Below are 16,992 nucleotides of genomic sequence, written 5' to 3' on the forward strand. Positions count from 1 at the left end.
GGCTCTGGCGTATCGGTCGGCTCTGGCGTATCGGTCGGCTCTGGCGTATCGGTCGGCTCTGGCGTATCGGTCGGCTCTGGCGTATCGGTCGGCTTTGGCGTTACCGTCGGCTCTGGCGTATCAGTCGGCTCCGGCGTATCGGTCGGCTTTGGCGTTACCGTCGGCTCCGGTGTCTCAGTCGTTGGTTCCGGCGTATCAGTCGTTGGTTCCGGCGGATCAATTGGCGGTATTGATGGATCAATTGACGGTGTCGGTGGAATGATCGGTGGTATCGGCAATGGTGGTAATGGCAATGGCAGCCCGATACCTCCCCCCAGTAGCTTCAGTCCCGCCAGGCTTGAAAGCGCGGCTAAGCCACCACCCGCACCGCCGCCTCCGCCGCCACAACAATCATCAGAGTTAAGGTGGATCTCTCCCCCTTGAATAATGACTTTCTTTTTACCGACAATCTTGATGGTATCGGCACTGAGCACTAGCTCACCACCCGCACCGATCGCCACAGCACCACCAGCAACCAGTGTCGCAGCACCGCCAGCGGCTACCTGATGAGCACCACCGACAGAAAGTGCGTTGTAACCACCGACGTTGGTCAGGTTGGCACCACCCACGTTGGTGGCATTGGCTAAAGCGACATTCAGAGCATGAGTGGCTCCCACGACCACACTACGCGCCGCTCCCACTTGTATAGAGGAGGCCAATGCGATGGACTGCGCACTAGCACCGAGCACAGTAGATGTAGAGTTAGCACCAACAAGGACACTGCGGTTAGCGCCCACACTCAAGTCGGCATTAGCACCAATAATTTGCGTCTCATCATTTTTTGTCAGACGCGCCATATCACGCTCGGCCTGCTCCCAGTATTGCTCCAGGCCCGGTTTATCCTCAAAACGCACGCCGTTATAGTTGGTTAGCCCTCCGCCAATAGTACGGCTGACCATGCCACTTTGTGTGGCATTCGCAGGTAAATCCCAAGGTGGGCGAGTCACATTATTGTAGAGACTACCACTGACCAACGGGCGATCCGGGTCGCCATTGATGCAGTCCACCAGCACTTCCTGGCCAATACGCGGAATGTAAATGCCACCAAAACTGTTCCCAGCCCAAGCCTGGCTCACGCGTAACCAGCATGAGTCCGACTCTGCGTTTTTGCCGTAACGGTCCCAGACAAAACGTACTTTTACCCGGCCATATTCATCAGTCCATACCTCTTCGCCCGGTGGGCCCACAACGATAGCATTCTGTGGCCCGCTGGTTTTTGGCTTTGGTGTGAGTTGTGGATGGCGATAGATCTTGGTGGTTGGCTGAACCGTAAACGTAGTTTCATAGTGAAACTCATCCCCACGGGATAGCTGCGCCACTTCACTAACCAACAAACGGCTCGAGATAACCATGTATTCGCGGTTAGCTTTATCAACCGGGAAGCCTTGCAGTTCGAAGTTAGCGCCGCAAACGATGCCACGAACCTCGCCGAAACCGACAGCACGCGAACCCAATGCGCCGCGCTCCTCAATACGCACTCGCGCCAGATGCTCCCCGATATCAGGCTGATCATAATCCCCAGGCCATTGATAAATTTCGAGATCGCTAAAACTGGTTTTGCGTGGCTTGCTGTCCATCGTCAAAATGTCAGCACGAGATTTGGTGAAATCGTAGTCGTTATAGACCCAGCGCCCAGTAGTTAGCGTTTCCTGAGTCTGGAATTGGGTGATGTATTCTTCCCCGGCCTTTGGCTCATCCGAGAGATATTCAATGGTATGGTAAGCTTCACTGAAATAACGTTTGTGAGCACCGACATGGTCGACCAGAATTAATTTTTGTTTATGATCATCATGTTCAAAGAACCAGTAAATACCCCACTCCTCCATTAAACGCTGGAGGAAATTAAAGTCGGTTTCACCGTATTGCACCTGGAAGTCGAGTATGGGATAAGTCGTCGCCAGCCGTTTTTCAAACGGAAAGTTATAGTCAGCAAGCACTTCATCAATAATATCTACTACATTTTTATTTTGAAAAATCTTAAAGTCAGAGGTTAAATCTGTGAGGTAGAACCAAGGTCGAAGGACAATTTCAAACATTGCCTGATTGGCATCGCGGCCAATAAATCGGGCTTTTTCGACCAAACCAGAAATTTCACGTGTGCCTTTACCGACACCTTTTACATAATCGAGACCGTTACCATCCAGTTCCATTTCAATGGTCATCTCTTTACCAATTAAGGCTTTGAGATCGACATTAGAGGCTGTCTGCCAAGGAATGGAGGGGTTAGCCGGCGTTTTTGCCGTGATGGTATATGAATACAAAGTCGAAAAGGCTTCCTCTCCTTCTAACTTCGACAGTACCAGCGCAGGCTCACCCAATAAATAGGGCATGGCCGGGCTGCTCAACTTTATTGTCCTTGACATACTAATACCTAATATCCGGTTAATATCGCAAAGTGTTCATTACACTTTTAATGGTTGGTGCATCATGATGAATCGGTTTATTCCATTAATTTTCCATACCTACACACCTCCAAATCCATAGTTTTGTAAGCTTTAACTTCCTGTTAAATCACCAAATTTCATGCATATCATCATTGAGCGCACTTGGGCATTGGAAGCCTCTAAGCAGTTCACTGATACTCTCATTACCGTAAGTCAAACCGGACACTTCCAGTTCGACGCGATCTTTGCCCATGACATAGGTCAGAAGTTGCATGCCACTGGCGTCTTGTGCCACTTCATCAGCCTTATCAGCCCATTTCAGCAATGCCCAAGGGCCACGCAGCAGGATGTCTGGCATCGCTGAAGCTTGTTGGCGCTGAGCAGTTAAACTCACTATTGTTCCTTGACGAACTCCCGGCCATTTGAAGAATGATGGCGTCACCGGGCCGTGGGAATAGCGCACAATATTCCCGTCAAAATTCATGATTAATTGCGTAATTGATGGGGCTAAATAACGCACGGATACCGAGAAGTCCAAAGCCACTTTGCGGCCTTCACTGGCATTAAATAATGCATTGCGAATCACCGCCGCCTGTTCAAAAAACTCCAAACCATCACGGCTTGCACTGCCTTTATAACGCCAAGGCGTGGTGGTAGTGTCGACTTTACTTTCCAGGTTCTTCTTAAAGTAACTGTCCACCGTGCCACCCGCGCCGAAGAAACGCTCAAAATCACTCAAACTGACGACTTTCTCACTATCAGCAAAGGGATAACGCCCTTGTAAGGTATTGCGGCATATCTCACCGACCCCCATATCGATAGCCTTCGACGTGTGGGTAATCACTTTATTTTCAAACTTTTGCGATGAACTGGTTAAAAGTGGCGCAATGATGTTGCTAAACGGATCCGGCCAGGTTTGGGACTCAATCGCGATACGCTCCCCACCATGAGAGATCGGAGGGATATCGCCATATTCAAACGCGCTGTTAAACACCACCAGACGGGTATATTGATCGTTCAATGCACCAATAACCCGGCTCATCTGGGTGCCCTGAATCACAGAAAGGTTACTGTTATTCTCCCCCCCATCGCTCGGTTCGCCCTTAACAAAAGCGCGCAGTCCGTCAAATTGACTATCAACAAATTCCTGAACCAGCTTATTCTCACGAAAAGCGATCTTTTCCTGCACTTTCTTAGCCTGGTTAACTAAATTTCCCTGATTTCTTATTGTTATATCGTCGAGTAGTGTTTTCTCTTTTACGGTTTCAACTAACGTCGTTTCTTTCACTGACTGTTTTGCCAAATTGAGCAAAGGCGAGTTCTCTGACACCAGCGTTCTCAACAGCGCAATATCCAGAGATAACCCTTCTGCATACTCTCCACTGTCAGCATCAACAGAAATCAGGCGCACACTGGAGAGGAAGCGTTTCCAGTAATCGGTGTATTCTTTCAAGTACAGGGTTAGCACATCTTGCTGTAGCGCCAGAGGATCAAATGAAGAAGTCAACGGCTGAGCCATCACCCAACGATCCTCTTGCTGAAGTTGCATCAGCAATGGCGTAAGCTTTTTTTTAACCACCTGATGATACCCGGCGTGGGTGTATAACCCCGGAACTCCTTCATGCAGTAATTCGTCATCCGATAGAGTAAAAACCTGTGTCGCATTCTCACCCACCATTTTACGTAATGTCAGATTGGCGGGCGCTTGTGCCTGTAAATGTGATTGAACGCGCCCCCACAGTCTGGCAGTCTCAGTTTTCTCTGCCAGCATGGTCCTGGCCTGTTTGATCAGCTCGCTATCTGCCGCTTGTCCATATTGTCGCCACGCTTTTTGGGTGAAAAGCGTATTCAAATGGGAAGCAAAAATACCTTTCTCCTCATAAGGCTCGATTTTCCCGCTCTTCTGCCAAGCTTGGGTGACTTTATCAACCACATAATTCTGATCGAAATGCTCTTCATCAGTCAGCATGAGATAGAGTTTTAACGCGACATAGACCGCTTCAGAATCGCCACTATTGATCGCATTTTTTAATGAGACTTCGGCCTCACGTTCAACCATCGGGAAGAGGTATTTTTGCAGGAAAAACTGATACAAATTGTTCGCGCCCCGAGACACCGCCCCGCCAGTGTATAAACCATAACGCCAATCAAGACTTGGGTTTTCCACATCCAGCGTGCCGTACTCAGGTAACTGCTGAGTGGCATTCAACAGCGTGGGTAACATCTGCTCATTGGTGGTTTTAACATAACGGCTAACGCTGCTCTCTAAGTGCTGGAGCTTGGTACTAACCGCCTGTAAATAGCCATCGTTGTGCTGGAAACTGATAAGGAATGCCCATACCAGCCACACCGCCAACCCGATACAAGCCACGTGTCCCAATAAATTCTGGAAACGATATTTGGATTGCACTTTGAGGTTATAGCTCACCAAATCCCCATCTTGGGTGATGACGTCGCGGAATAGCTGCTTGAGGAAATATTGTTTTCCATAAGCCGTTTCGCTGATCAATTGACCTTCATCATCACTTCTTTGCGAAAGCGAGGCCGGGGATGCAGGCTTCATATGACTAATGACATTGCGCCATTTCTGGACCAGGGTGCTGTTATTTAACAGCCCAATATTCGCAGGCTGGCAACTGCTGACAAAATAGATGCCACGCAACGTGGTATGAAATTTTGTCTCATCAAAACGCGAGGCAAAAAATACATTCTGCAAGACTTCAGTCACCCGCTGGGACAACAATCTGAAATCCTGCGGTAACGCATACATGCCTTTACGATCAGTGACGGAATACTCTTCTTGCTGACGCACATGCATGTTGTTGCTGATGCGGTTTTCAAGCAGTGCCAACTCAGTGCTGATACGCTGCTCAAGCTCCATATCCGCGCGCCCTTTCTCCTCGTTATAAGGGAAAGTCACACCCCAGATTTGTTCGCGGTCTTCGGCGGTTAAATTGCGGAAATACTCATCAAAACCAGATAGTTGATCCAGTTTAGTGATAGTCACATATACCGGGAAACGAACACCGAGCGCACCACGAACATCATCTAAACGCGCGCGCAGCGTGGCCGATAGCGTCAGTAACTCGGCTTTACTTTTACCCAAAATGTCGGTGACTGAAATAGCCACAATAACGCCGTTAACCGCCTTGACCGGACGATACTTTTTCAGCGCCTTTAAGATGCCATTCCATTCAATTTGATGCTCTTTGCCGTCATCAATGTACTTACCGGCAGTATCTAAAAACAGAGCATCATTAGAGAACAGACATTCGCAATGCTGAGTCGGTACATTTTCTTTACCGATGCGATCCAACTGCTCAGGCAGAGGGAAATCTTGTCCTGATGAGAGGATCAGTGAGGTTTTACCCGCACTCTTGGTGCCCAGCACCATGAACCAAGGCAGTTCGCTACGCCAGCGGCTGGAAACAAAAAAACGCTTCCAGGTTGGAATGCCACTGTGAATACGACGGACATAATTTATGCCATTGCGAATCACCGCATTGATTTCAGAAAGGTCAGGTTCAAGTTCAGATTGACCTTTCTTCGGGTTGATAAAATTATCCAATAGCGCAGGGTTGAGCGCTAAAGCCCGCATAAAACGCCACACACCATAAAGAATGGTGATAAAGGCAATAAAAGCGATGATTGCGCCACGACGCAATGGATCTTCCAGCGGATGGCTATCCCCTATTAATATAAAGGGCGCGATAACCCATACCGCAGCGCAGGCGACCACCGCCAACATAACAAAGCGCGGCACGTTAAACCAAAAGCCCAATAACAGAGCCAGAGCCAGCAGTAAGAAAATAATTCTGGGTTCATAACCTTCAAGCGGTCGCGCCTCGCCAAATCCGAGGAAAGGCCCCAAAAACCATATTGCGGCAGCCAGTAATAGAAAGCAGCCCACCAGCAATATTCGTTTCATGGCCCAGCCAGAAAACAATCGATTCAAATAAGACATTCTATATCTCAATAATTAACAAAGAGTTCTACACGGCGGTTTTGTGAGCGCCCGGCTGCATCGTCATTACTACTGACTGGCTGCGTATCCCCTTTCCCTTCAAACTGAATTTTGTCAGTCGGGATACCCGCTTTCTCCATAAAGCGTGCAACGTTGGCGGCACGTTTCTCAGAAAGCACCTGGTTATTAGGGAAACCTGGTTTGTTGATCGGCATAGAGTCGGTATGCCCAATAATCAGCACCGCCCCTTGTACGCGATGAACTTCCTGCGCAACACGCTCGATGACACTCATGATTTCGGACCGGACTTTATCCGAACCCACCTGGAACATGGTGTCGCCTTTGAAGATGACTTTGCTGCGGCTGCTTGTTTCATCAACACTCACTAACTGCTTCGCTATCTCGTCTTTTAACAAAATAGCCAGACGTAGTTTTTGTACCGCAACGGTTGGCACGATAACCGGACGTTGCAAGGCTTCCATTCTCTTCAGCAAGTCGCTTTCGGGTACGGAGAGAAAATATTTACTGCCAATAAAGGTGGCCGCAATCAAGAAACCACACAGCAGCATCGACACACGAACCGGAACAAAGATCCCTCGCCGTTTGCGGAACTGATGCGCGATTAATCCATGCGGAGAAAGCGCAGTAGGAACGGTATCGCGGGTACTTTGCAGTAACGTCAACAATCCCTGACGGATTTTGGTTAATTGCCGGTCACCCTCTTCGATAATGCTGTAACGGCCTTCAAAACCCAGCCCTAAAATCCTCAGCAATACCTCTAAGCAATCCGCATATTCATGTGGGCTCATTGAGAGACGGCCTACTAACAGGAAAAATTTATTCCCGCCGTCATTATCACCTTCAAAATGGTTTAGCAGGTTGCTTTGCGACCAACCCGACATGACGCCCCACGACATGGTGTGAGCCGCTTCATCTAGCGCGGTACACAAGCAATAGCGGACGATCGCCATTTTCTTCCACGAGATATCCGCTTCATCACATACCACACTAAACAGGGTTATCTCATTCTTCAGGCTCTCTTTTAATATCTGAACCTGCGAGGCATCCGCTATCTCTTGTGGCATCTCGCTTAAGGCGCGTAATAATGGCTGTGCCGCCTCCAATAATGGCGTTGGAGACGCGACCGCTTTAGCCACGCGCTGCTGGACACTTTCGCCCCGAAGTTGGGCAGTATCATAGGGCTGAAAACCTGGTGAGCGCGTAGCCTCATGGCTGAACGCCGCACCAGATTGTGTGCTCTCGGTGTAAACACTCGGCTCATCAAGCAAGAAATGGCCTAACGCCTGCGGATTGGTATCCGCATCTCTGCTTTGATCAAAGGAGGGCATCGGTATCCCAGGGTTCAATTCACTGCTATCACTCATGAATCTCTAATCCCCCAGAGCTCCATCTTCAATGCAGGGAAATCGCCAGCCACGTGTAGTGCAATGGCCCCTGCATTGGAAACTTTGTCCCAAAACGGCCCGCTTTTCATCAATTCGAAATAAACGTATCCCGCGCTGTACGGAATTTGCCGCGGTGGAACCGGCAACCGCTGTAATTCGAGACCCGGTAAATGTGAGCGCACCAATTCATGCAACTGTTGTGGCGCACTGATTTTGGTCTGTACAGAGAATTGATGCTGCAATACGTCCATTGGCAATTGTGCATGAACGGCCAATACCAAATTGGAAAATGAACGTAATTCATTAGGCAGCACAGAGGCAGACCATACGCCATTCCCTTTTGGGTCCAGCGGGATCATCTGCCCTGCACGCACCAGAATCTGATTGAGCAATTCATGCACATCGTCCACCAATGGGCGAATCGACGGATAGAGTTTCCCGTGGTCATATCCCGGCGCCGGGCGCGGCCGACGCGTTTTGGTACGAATAAAGGTGGATAATTCACCGGCAAACTTGGCAAGTTCTTGATAAAGCACGATTGGCGGCAATTCTGGAATATTGCGCAGATGATCCAGACTTGGCTCGTATTTATTAAAAATTTGCAGCAGCAAGTAGTCGACAATTTCAGCACTGGCGCTGGCTTTGCCATCACTGTTTGACAGACGTTTAGCCAGCATATCGGCACGCATTTTGACCAAGCCATTAAGATGGGTCAGCCACTCTGACAGCAGTGAACTCGCCGCGTATCCCGTCACCGGAGGAATGTAGTCATCCAGATGCAGCAGTACGCTACCATCAGGCTGAATCGCCCTGACTTTGGCCAGTGGCAACCCAATCCATGATTCGGTCATTTCGCTTTCAGAAACCAATTTAAGCCGCAGCCGCGACAACTGCACCGGCTTCGGCCCCTGACGAATAGCATTCGTGTCACTGAGGTCTGCTTCATAGGCATAAAAACGCGCCAATGAACTCATGTCATATTCGTCAAAAATAGTTTCATCACTGTTATCCAGCCGCAACGGAACCGCCAGATAGATTAGTTTACCCAAATGATCCGAGGTGATGGTAAGTGGCTCAGGCAGTTCCGCATGACCGGGAATATCAAAAGGCGTGCCGTCCGGTAATACCCCTTTGCCAGATCGCAGTACCAACTTGCCATAGGAGAGCGCTTCGCGATCAATTTCATATTGCGCGAATCCCCAAAAGAATGGGGTAATCGTGGCGGCTCGTTTATGAGCGTAATATTCAAGATACCGCTCTTGCTGTTGAAAAAGTTGCGGGCGAAGAAAAAGACCCTCACTCCAAACGACTTTGTTAGTTCTCACGACTTAGTCCATTTCTTTGATTGATATTGACAGACGCTCAACGCGCACCTTGACTACCGGATCGTTTTGTTTCCCTGACCACCATTTTTTATACCAGGGCTGCACGCGTTTCTTGGGTAACGGGCTAAAAACCGCGTTCCACTCCGCCTGCTCAATTTCACGGTAAGCAGCTACAACGCCGATGGCAGTGACCCCACTGTTTAGCGTCAGTTCTATTGTTTTTGTCTCATTAGGCAGCATGATTCCGTCAAACACTTTCTCCATCTGCTCTTTCAGAGATGGTGTGCCCTCTTCGGTAATAGTGAAGAAATCACTCGACTTAAATTCATCCGTATTCTTCAGGGTATAAACGGTGATCCTTAACGGATTAGCGACACCTTTGTCATTTGGATTGATATTTTTTGCCGTAGTCAGCTCGACAGCCAATTTATCAACCGGTTCAGGTTGAGGTTTCGAGCTACATGCCATGACCAATAGCGTGACCAATGCCACGAAAAAGTATTGTGTAATCCGATTAAACCAACGGATATCTTTTTTCATACTCAACCTAATCAAATAAAAACATTAAGTTTTATCCACAATAATATAGTGACCGGCAGATTCATCACTTTGCCTATTACCTGCGCTGCTATCAGGCCTGTTACATCTATTGTGGATAAAACCTATATCTGGGTGAAAACCTATTACGGATAAACTCCGTCACTGAGAAAACTTGCCACCCGAAAGTGGCAAGTTTGATGTCTGGTCTAAAACAGCATTGCTTAGCTTTGCTGGTTAGCTTTAACATCGTAGTTAGCAGAAATAACGCCAGATTTATGGCCTTCAGCATTCTGCATAACGTAGTCCTGAGTCATCTTGGTGAATGAGAAACGAATCTCTTCACGTGGACGAGTTTCATCTTCAAGAGAACCGGCCATATCAACACGAGTGATGATTACATCGGTAAATTTAATAGTCAGGTATTCCAGTGGATCGCCACCTGCTTTACGCAGAACGAATTGGATATTCTTAATATGCTTACCCAACAAGCAATAGCTCAATAAGTTCGGGCTTGCTTTATCGATATAATGCGTGAAACAGAAGTCAGAAACAGTTGCTTTACCTGAACCGCCGCCTGAACCACTGTGCATATTTGAGTGCTGAGAAACATCCCATTTCCAAGCCAGCACCTGAATTTCGTTTTTGTGGTTAGCATCTAAAGATTCGCCTTCGATACCATCAATTTTAATAAACATATCTTGCGACATAATAATCCTCTCTCGCACTTCTATTAATTTCACTTAATGAAAAACATCAAGCGTAGGAAGGCCCACGTAATAAATTTACGAAAACACATCCCTTTCCTATGAAAATAAGCATTACAAATAGTTTATTATTGACTATTACAATACTTTACCTATACACCACTTCTTTTAACGTCATTCAATATCATGCCTTGAATGACGTAAGGCCTCGCGCGATGCATTGCACGAAAACACATACTTTCCACTAAATACTCATTAAATAGAGGTAACTTCCATATTCTTTAACCTGATACAGAGAAATATTATTCCTCGGCCCCAGCTATTATCTATTTAATTACGCAACATCTTTCAGTGAAGGTAATTTAGCAACCATGCGCAGTGATACCGTCAAACCTTCCAATTGGAAGTGTGGGCGCAGGAAGAATTTAGCCTGGTAATAACCTGGGTTACCTTCAACATCTTCAACAATAACTTCAGCTGCGGCCAACGGACGGCGTGCTTTAGTCTCGATAGAAGAGTTTGCCGGATCGCCATCTACATAGTTCATGACCCAATCGTTCAACCAGCGTTGCATCTCATCGCGCTCTTTGAATGAGCCGATTTTGTCACGCACGATACATTTCAGGTAATGAGCAAAACGTGAACAGGCGAACAGGTACGGCAAACGTGCCGACAAGTTGGCGTTAGCTGTAGCATCTGAATCGTAATATTCAGCAGGTTTTTGCAATGATTGCGCGCCAATAAATGCCGCATAATCAGTATTTTTTCTGTGCACCAGTGGAATAAAGCCATTTTTCGCCAATTCCGCTTCACGACGGTCAGAAATAGCAATTTCTGTTGGGCACTTCATATCAATGCCGCCATCATCAGTTGGGAATGTATGACATGGCAAGCCTTCCACCACACCACCACTTTCCACACCACGAATCAGGGTACACCAGCCATATTCTTTGAATGAACGGTTGATGTTAACCGCCATAGCATACGCCGCGTTGGACCACACATATTTGCCGTGGTCAGCACCGTCAGTCGTCTCTTCAAAATGGAAGGCATCTACCGGGTTAGTGCGAATACCGTATGGCAGACGCGCCAGGAAACGCGGCATTGCCAGGCCAATATAGCGGGAGTCTTCAGACTGACGCAGTGAGTTCCAGGCAGCATACTCAAGATTCTGTGTGAAGATCTTGGTCAAATCACGCGGATTTGACAGCTCTTGCCAGGATTCCATCTGTAATACTGACGGCGCGGCACCCGTGATAAAAGGTACGTGTGCAGAAGCAGCAACCTTACCGATGGAAGCCAGCAAATCAACGTCAGGCGCAGTATGGTCAAAGTAGTAATCCGCCACCAGGCAACCATAAGGTTCGCCGCCCAATTGGCCGTACTCTTCTTCATAGACTTTTTTGAATAATGGGCTCTGATCCCACGCCACACCTTTATAACGCTTCATATTACGGCGTAATTCATCTTTAGAGATGTCGAGAAAACGCAATCTCAACTTCTCATCAGTCTCGGTATTATTCACTAAATAGTGCAGGCCACGCCAGGCACTTTCCAGAGACTGAAACTCTTGATGATGCAAGATCAAATTGATCTGCTCAGACAATTTACTGTCGATCTCAGCAATAATAGAGGCAATGCTTTTATAAGCATCATCAGATACAGTTACCGAATTAGCCAGCGCCTGCTCTGCCAATGTTTTAACGGCACCTTCTACTGCCGCTTTGGTCTGCTCAGACTTAGCCTTGAATTCTTTAGTCAATAACGAATTAAAGTCGCTATATTCAGTCGCAGCAGCGGCTGGTTTATTTTTTGCTTCTAAAGTGGACATGGTTTTTCTCTTCTTAATCAATCTTACTGTGGAGCATCAGCAGCGGATTGCTTTGTTTTCGGTGCGGATGCCAGTGTTGCCAGTAATGATTTGTCTTTCAGAAGTTTCATTACTAATTCCTCTGCACCTGCCTTGCCATCCATATAGGTTTGCAAGTTTGCCAATTGAGTACGGGCATCTAACAATTGAGACAGAGAATCGACTTTCTTGGCAATTTCATCGGGAGAAAAGTCATTCAGGCTCTCAAAAGTAATATCCACCATCAACTGGCCTTCACCCGTCAGCGTATTTTTAACAGCAAATGCAACACGTGGTTTCATTGCTTTCATACGCTCATCGAAATTATCGATGTCAATATCCAGCAGCTTTCTATCTGCTACTGAAGGTAAAGGCTCAAGAGGCTTACCGGATAAATCAGCCAGCACGCCCATGACGAATGGCAATTCAACCTTTTTCTCACTACCATATATTTCCACATCGTATTCAATTTGTACGCGTGGCGCTCGGTTTCGAGCGATAAATTTTTGGGAATTACTTTTACTAACCATATATGCCTTTTATTCAAAACGTATTGTAAAATCATCAGGAAATAAGCTTCCTGAACCGCTATTGGAGAGATCAAATGTAAAAAATGATACTAAAACGTGCTCCCCTATTTATAAACCAACTCAATACCAGCAGTTGCTCTAACCTGCCCTGGGGTTACCGTATTCGTACCTTTTGCATAATAACCCGCTAAAAAATAGTGTGTGACATCTGCACCAGAACTGGAAATAACATATTCCTGTACACTATTTTCATCGCCAACCACCATTTGTTGCCCTGCAGCTTTACTTAATCTGATTTGCGCGCTTTTGCTGAAATCATCAGCCACTTCATTCTGTAAATTTCCGGTTATTGCATCCGGCATGGTAGCGCCAGCAGCTATAAAGCGTAATGACACTGTTCTATTTACCGGACATTTATTCAGCGCAATTTGAAATTGCTTTTTACCCGCTTCTGCTTTATCAGTTTTTAATTCGCTGGTCGACAAAGTCGGTAATAAAACTGACTCTGAAGAAGAACCGCCATCAATACTGACTTCACAGGTATCTTCCAGATACTCACCGGTAAATGAAACCTGAACTTTACAATCTGCCGCTCCTGCACATGCACTGGCTGCCTGAGCGGGCTGGCGCGCGATAAAAGCCGCAGCCAGCAACAGCAAAAACGTTAAAAGTTTCAGTACAACATTACTTTTTAACCACGAAGACATACCACCTCCAACTGTGTTATATGAGTACTTGCTGTCTTCGCTGTAGCATTTGCTTCCGTGCCTGAGTGAATACGGCATTTATCTTTACCACCATTACTGATGACTTGCAGGGGTTGTGAACCTGTCCCCCAGCCGCGAATAAATGCCATACCACCTTGCCCGACAATCCCCTGACTCACACCATCCGCATCCAATAGATCCGTACCAATAGGGAGAAACTCTTTATTTTCATCCCTGACGATAAGCACTAATGGTGCGCCAGTAATGGTCTTCATCGCGACCGGGATCATTGCTCCTGTTCTCGGTACTACTACTTTTTGACTCTCCAGCACATCTACCGAATCAGGTAATTCTTTGTAATCAATCGCCACTGTATTTTCACGGTATGCCGTCATCGACGGCATAATGGCATAGCCACGACTATCAATTGTTGCTCCGTTACCGTTAAACAACTTAGCTCCCGCAGCGCCTTCAGCATGTACGATGGCAAAAGGTGCATCGCCAAGCCGTGGGCCGATAGTCACGCCTCCCTGGTGAGCCACTACACTACCGTTGGCAGAGGCAGACAACTGGCGAGAAGAGCTGTTATTCGCTGATGCCGTCATCCCGTACTGGCCTACTCCGGTCTTGTAACTCATGTTACCTGTCACCGTCTTACTCGCGGCAGTGTCATTGCCACTGCTGTACGACGTCCCGACACCATAACCCAGCTCACTCTGCTCACCTTGACTACCACTGGCATTCATCTGCACTAGCGTATTACCTGCATCATCATGGCTGGCCATTGAATACAAGGTGTTAAACAATGGTCGCTTCACGATACTGCCACCCAGTGGGATGCTAATAGACGCAATGTAACTGTTTTGGTAATCGTTATTACTGTTGTTGTCATAACTACTGATATAGCTGCTATTACTGGTTCGCATTGCCGTCAGCGCATAAGAAAAATAACGCAACGAATGATTAAAGGTCACGGCATACTGCTGCGACGCATCCTGCCCTCCCCAGTAACTATAAAAACTACTATTCAGGTTCAGCGACATATTGTCAGCGACCCGCTGGGAAACACTCACCGATAAACGGTTGCGAGTACGAGAATCAAAAGCGCTGTTAGCATTTATGCTGCCGTAGTGATCCTGACTCGCTTCCCTAAAAGTATAAAAACCGTTGGATGAGTATCTGTATGCCGCCAACGTCAGGTTGGTATCGGTCTCGCCAACGTATTTGGTATAGTCAACTTTGTAACTATTACCTGATGAGCGATGGTCACCACTCAATTCACTTCTTGCGTGGGTGACATCAAATGAAATCCCCCCAATTTGGGTATTAAATGCGTTACCGATCCCCACCGAACTATAATTCTCTGCCAGCTGCGCTCCGCTATACAACGTATAAGTGTTGCCAAGACCGTAGTAATACGCGCCTTGTACAATCGTCGGACTCGCATTTACCGTATTATCATTCAATCGGCCAGCAGCGATATCAAACTGGGATACACCTTGGTAAAGCAACATCGGCGGCGCTGAAAACGGAATTCTTTGGCTACGGGTACGGCCATCAGATTCGGTCACCGTCATTTCTAAATCACCACCGTATGACATGGTGCCGATGTCAGCTAGTTCGAACGCCCCCGGCGTAACGACTGTTTCATATATCGTCTGTCCACGCTGAGTCACCGTGACTCTGGCGTTGGTTTCCGCCACTCCTCGTATCACCGGTGAGTAATTTCGAATCCCTTCCGCTAACATTCGGTTATCGGATGCCAGTTGAACACCCCGTAGACCGAATCCCTCAAATAAACTCCCACGGGTATCACTATCCCCCAGAGTTAACTGACTCTTCAGCGAGGTGACATCCGTGGCCGCAAAACCATATAAATTCTGAGTTTGCGCACCACCATCATTGTTCCAACGGGTATTAAGACGTTTTCTTAACCGCCACTCACCAAGATTGAGACCGGTAATCAAGCCAATGTTGGCGTTATAGGAGTTCGACTTTGCCCCGTCATCTCTATTGCCGTTAAAAACGCCATACACGTTGCTGTTATAATCCAAGAAACCGACTGGGGCACCAGCATCCCACAAACTGGGGCTAATATAGCCACGCGGATGTTTCACTAAATTAAACTGTGGAACAGTGATTGAAAGTTCAAAGTCCCCTGAGTTATAACGCGTACTGCTGCCTTTAATTAAATCTCTTAAGTTGTAGCACTGATCTTTCGCCGCTTCTTTTACATCATTCGCTATCTTGGTCGAACCATTCAGTTCTATTCTCAGACCCAATGCATCAAGCTGTTCCAATTTAAAACAGGGTTCTGCGGTGGACTCGCCGGCAACGGATTCAAAGCGAATACTATGCTTTCCGTTCATCTTGCCATTAACGATAACCATCACATCATAAACTCCGGGGGATACCGGGTTTTCATTCATAAACCGTGCTACATCAATTCCTGAGCCGCGAATAAAATCAGGATTAAACTCCACTGCGGTAATTTCAGTCTCATTATTTTCATTTACTAATGGTGCCGCTATCACACTCTTATGTAAGAACAAGGTCGTACTTATAATTGTTAACGTAAAGCCCAATGAATTTTTGTAAGGTAAATTCACTAATCTATCGATTTTATTTTGTAAGTAGCGCGTTATACATAAATGATTCACGAGCAAAAGCTCCCTTTAATACCCTACGGCTTACCTGCCATTTCACAGCAAGAGCCTCCGGTTTCCTATCCGACACGCTTATCCTTGCCCACGCAGCGTTTTATTATTTTTTAACAACCACTCCTTTACCTTGTGCAAAAGATATATTTCCATCAATCGCTGCACCGTAATCATTTAATAACTTGTAGCTCATTGCTGAAATACCTGAAGCTTTGCTGTTCGGGTAAAATACCGAAGTGGAAAGTGGTGCCAGCATATCTGTCTTCAGTTCAACTTTTTTCCCGCCAGCAGTCACACTGCCTGAATCAAAGGAAAAATAATAAGGCGACGGGTTTGTTACTTTTACGCCCTGACCTTTTTGACTATCGTTAACTAATTCCCATTGCAGCTTTTCAGCTTGTTCTGCACTGTTGCTATTTAACGCTGTTGGCCGATAGAAAATTTTAATTCGGGTACGAAAAGCCAATTCCAATTTATTTTTATCAGCACTGTCTTTTTGCACTGCTGGTATTTCTAGCATGTTAAACCAAAAGACCGATTCTTTATCTTGCGGTAAGGCCATGCCATTATAAATCATACGGACACTTTGCCCTTTACCGTTCTCAACACGGAATACCGGCGGTGTCACAATAAAGGGAACGGTGACATTATTTATTTTGGCATTACTATTTCCATCATCAACCCAGACCTGTACTAACGCGGGCTCCGTGCCTTTATTATTCGTGCGTACGTTGACTTCTTTCTGAGCCGCTGGGAATATCACCCGTGTGCCACTAATGGTCATAGCTGCATACGTTGGGATGTTGCCAGCCATCAGCGACAACACTAAAATAATCGTTTTATAAAACATCGCGTTACCAAATAATAATAAGTTAAAGCTGTAC

Annotated in this window: 11 protein-coding genes; all 11 read right to left on the reverse strand. The window is 46.8% G+C overall.

Annotated elements, in window-relative coordinates; translation table 11 throughout:
• On the reverse strand, positions 1-2,402 hold a 2,402-nt coding region (gene tssI, locus QSV56_RS08550; RefSeq protein ID WP_301211958.1), incomplete at its 3' end, for a type VI secretion system tip protein TssI/VgrG.
• Between the two features lie 148 nt (positions 2,403-2,550).
• Positions 2,551-6,387, reverse strand: coding sequence for a type VI secretion system membrane subunit TssM (gene tssM / locus QSV56_RS08555; RefSeq protein WP_050157768.1), 3,837 nt, complete (start codon positions 6,385-6,387; stop codon positions 2,551-2,553).
• A gap of 8 nt (positions 6,388-6,395) precedes the next feature.
• Positions 6,396-7,772 carry a type VI secretion system protein TssL, long form gene (gene tssL, locus QSV56_RS08560; RefSeq protein ID WP_046695222.1) on the reverse strand — a complete coding sequence of 459 codons (1,377 nt, stop codon included), beginning with the start codon at positions 7,770-7,772 and terminating at the stop codon, positions 6,396-6,398.
• On the reverse strand, positions 7,769-9,118 hold the full coding sequence (gene tssK, locus QSV56_RS08565; RefSeq protein ID WP_019080948.1) for a type VI secretion system baseplate subunit TssK: 1,350 nt from the start codon (positions 9,116-9,118) through the stop codon (positions 7,769-7,771). The genes tssL and tssK overlap by 4 nt, the downstream gene beginning before the upstream one ends.
• A 3-nt stretch (positions 9,119-9,121) precedes the next feature.
• Complete coding sequence (gene tssJ, locus QSV56_RS08570) at positions 9,122-9,658, reverse strand: type VI secretion system lipoprotein TssJ (RefSeq protein ID WP_046051221.1); 537 nt, start codon at positions 9,656-9,658, stop codon at positions 9,122-9,124.
• A 221-nt stretch (positions 9,659-9,879) separates the two neighbouring features.
• A complete protein-coding gene (locus tag QSV56_RS08575) occupies positions 9,880-10,365 on the reverse strand; it encodes an Hcp family type VI secretion system effector (RefSeq protein WP_013649664.1) in 486 nt (161 codons plus the stop codon).
• 331 nt (positions 10,366-10,696) lie between these two features.
• Positions 10,697-12,193 carry a type VI secretion system contractile sheath large subunit gene (gene tssC / locus QSV56_RS08580; protein ID WP_005157570.1) on the reverse strand — a complete coding sequence of 499 codons (1,497 nt, stop codon included), beginning with the start codon at positions 12,191-12,193 and terminating at the stop codon, positions 10,697-10,699.
• Positions 12,194-12,216: 23 nt separating this feature from the next.
• The gene (tssB, locus tag QSV56_RS08585; RefSeq protein ID WP_005157572.1) at positions 12,217-12,741 is read right to left on the reverse strand and encodes a type VI secretion system contractile sheath small subunit; all 525 of its coding nucleotides are present in this window, start codon (positions 12,739-12,741) and stop codon (positions 12,217-12,219) included.
• 104 nt (positions 12,742-12,845) lie between these two features.
• Positions 12,846-13,448: a fimbrial protein gene (locus tag QSV56_RS08590; RefSeq protein WP_046695223.1), complete on the reverse strand. Its 603-nt coding sequence runs from the start codon at positions 13,446-13,448 to the stop codon at positions 12,846-12,848.
• On the reverse strand, positions 13,433-16,108 hold the full coding sequence (locus QSV56_RS08595; RefSeq protein WP_301211969.1) for a fimbria/pilus outer membrane usher protein: 2,676 nt from the start codon (positions 16,106-16,108) through the stop codon (positions 13,433-13,435). The genes QSV56_RS08590 and QSV56_RS08595 overlap by 16 nt, the downstream gene beginning before the upstream one ends.
• A gap of 103 nt (positions 16,109-16,211) precedes the next feature.
• A complete protein-coding gene (locus QSV56_RS08600; RefSeq protein ID WP_019080952.1) occupies positions 16,212-16,958 on the reverse strand; it encodes a fimbria/pilus periplasmic chaperone in 747 nt (248 codons plus the stop codon).
• Positions 16,959-16,992: the final 34 nt, after the last annotated feature.

Origin of the sequence: Yersinia sp. 22-579, assembly GCF_030433455.1 — a bacterium.
GTDB lineage: Bacteria > Pseudomonadota > Gammaproteobacteria > Enterobacterales > Enterobacteriaceae > Yersinia > Yersinia enterocolitica.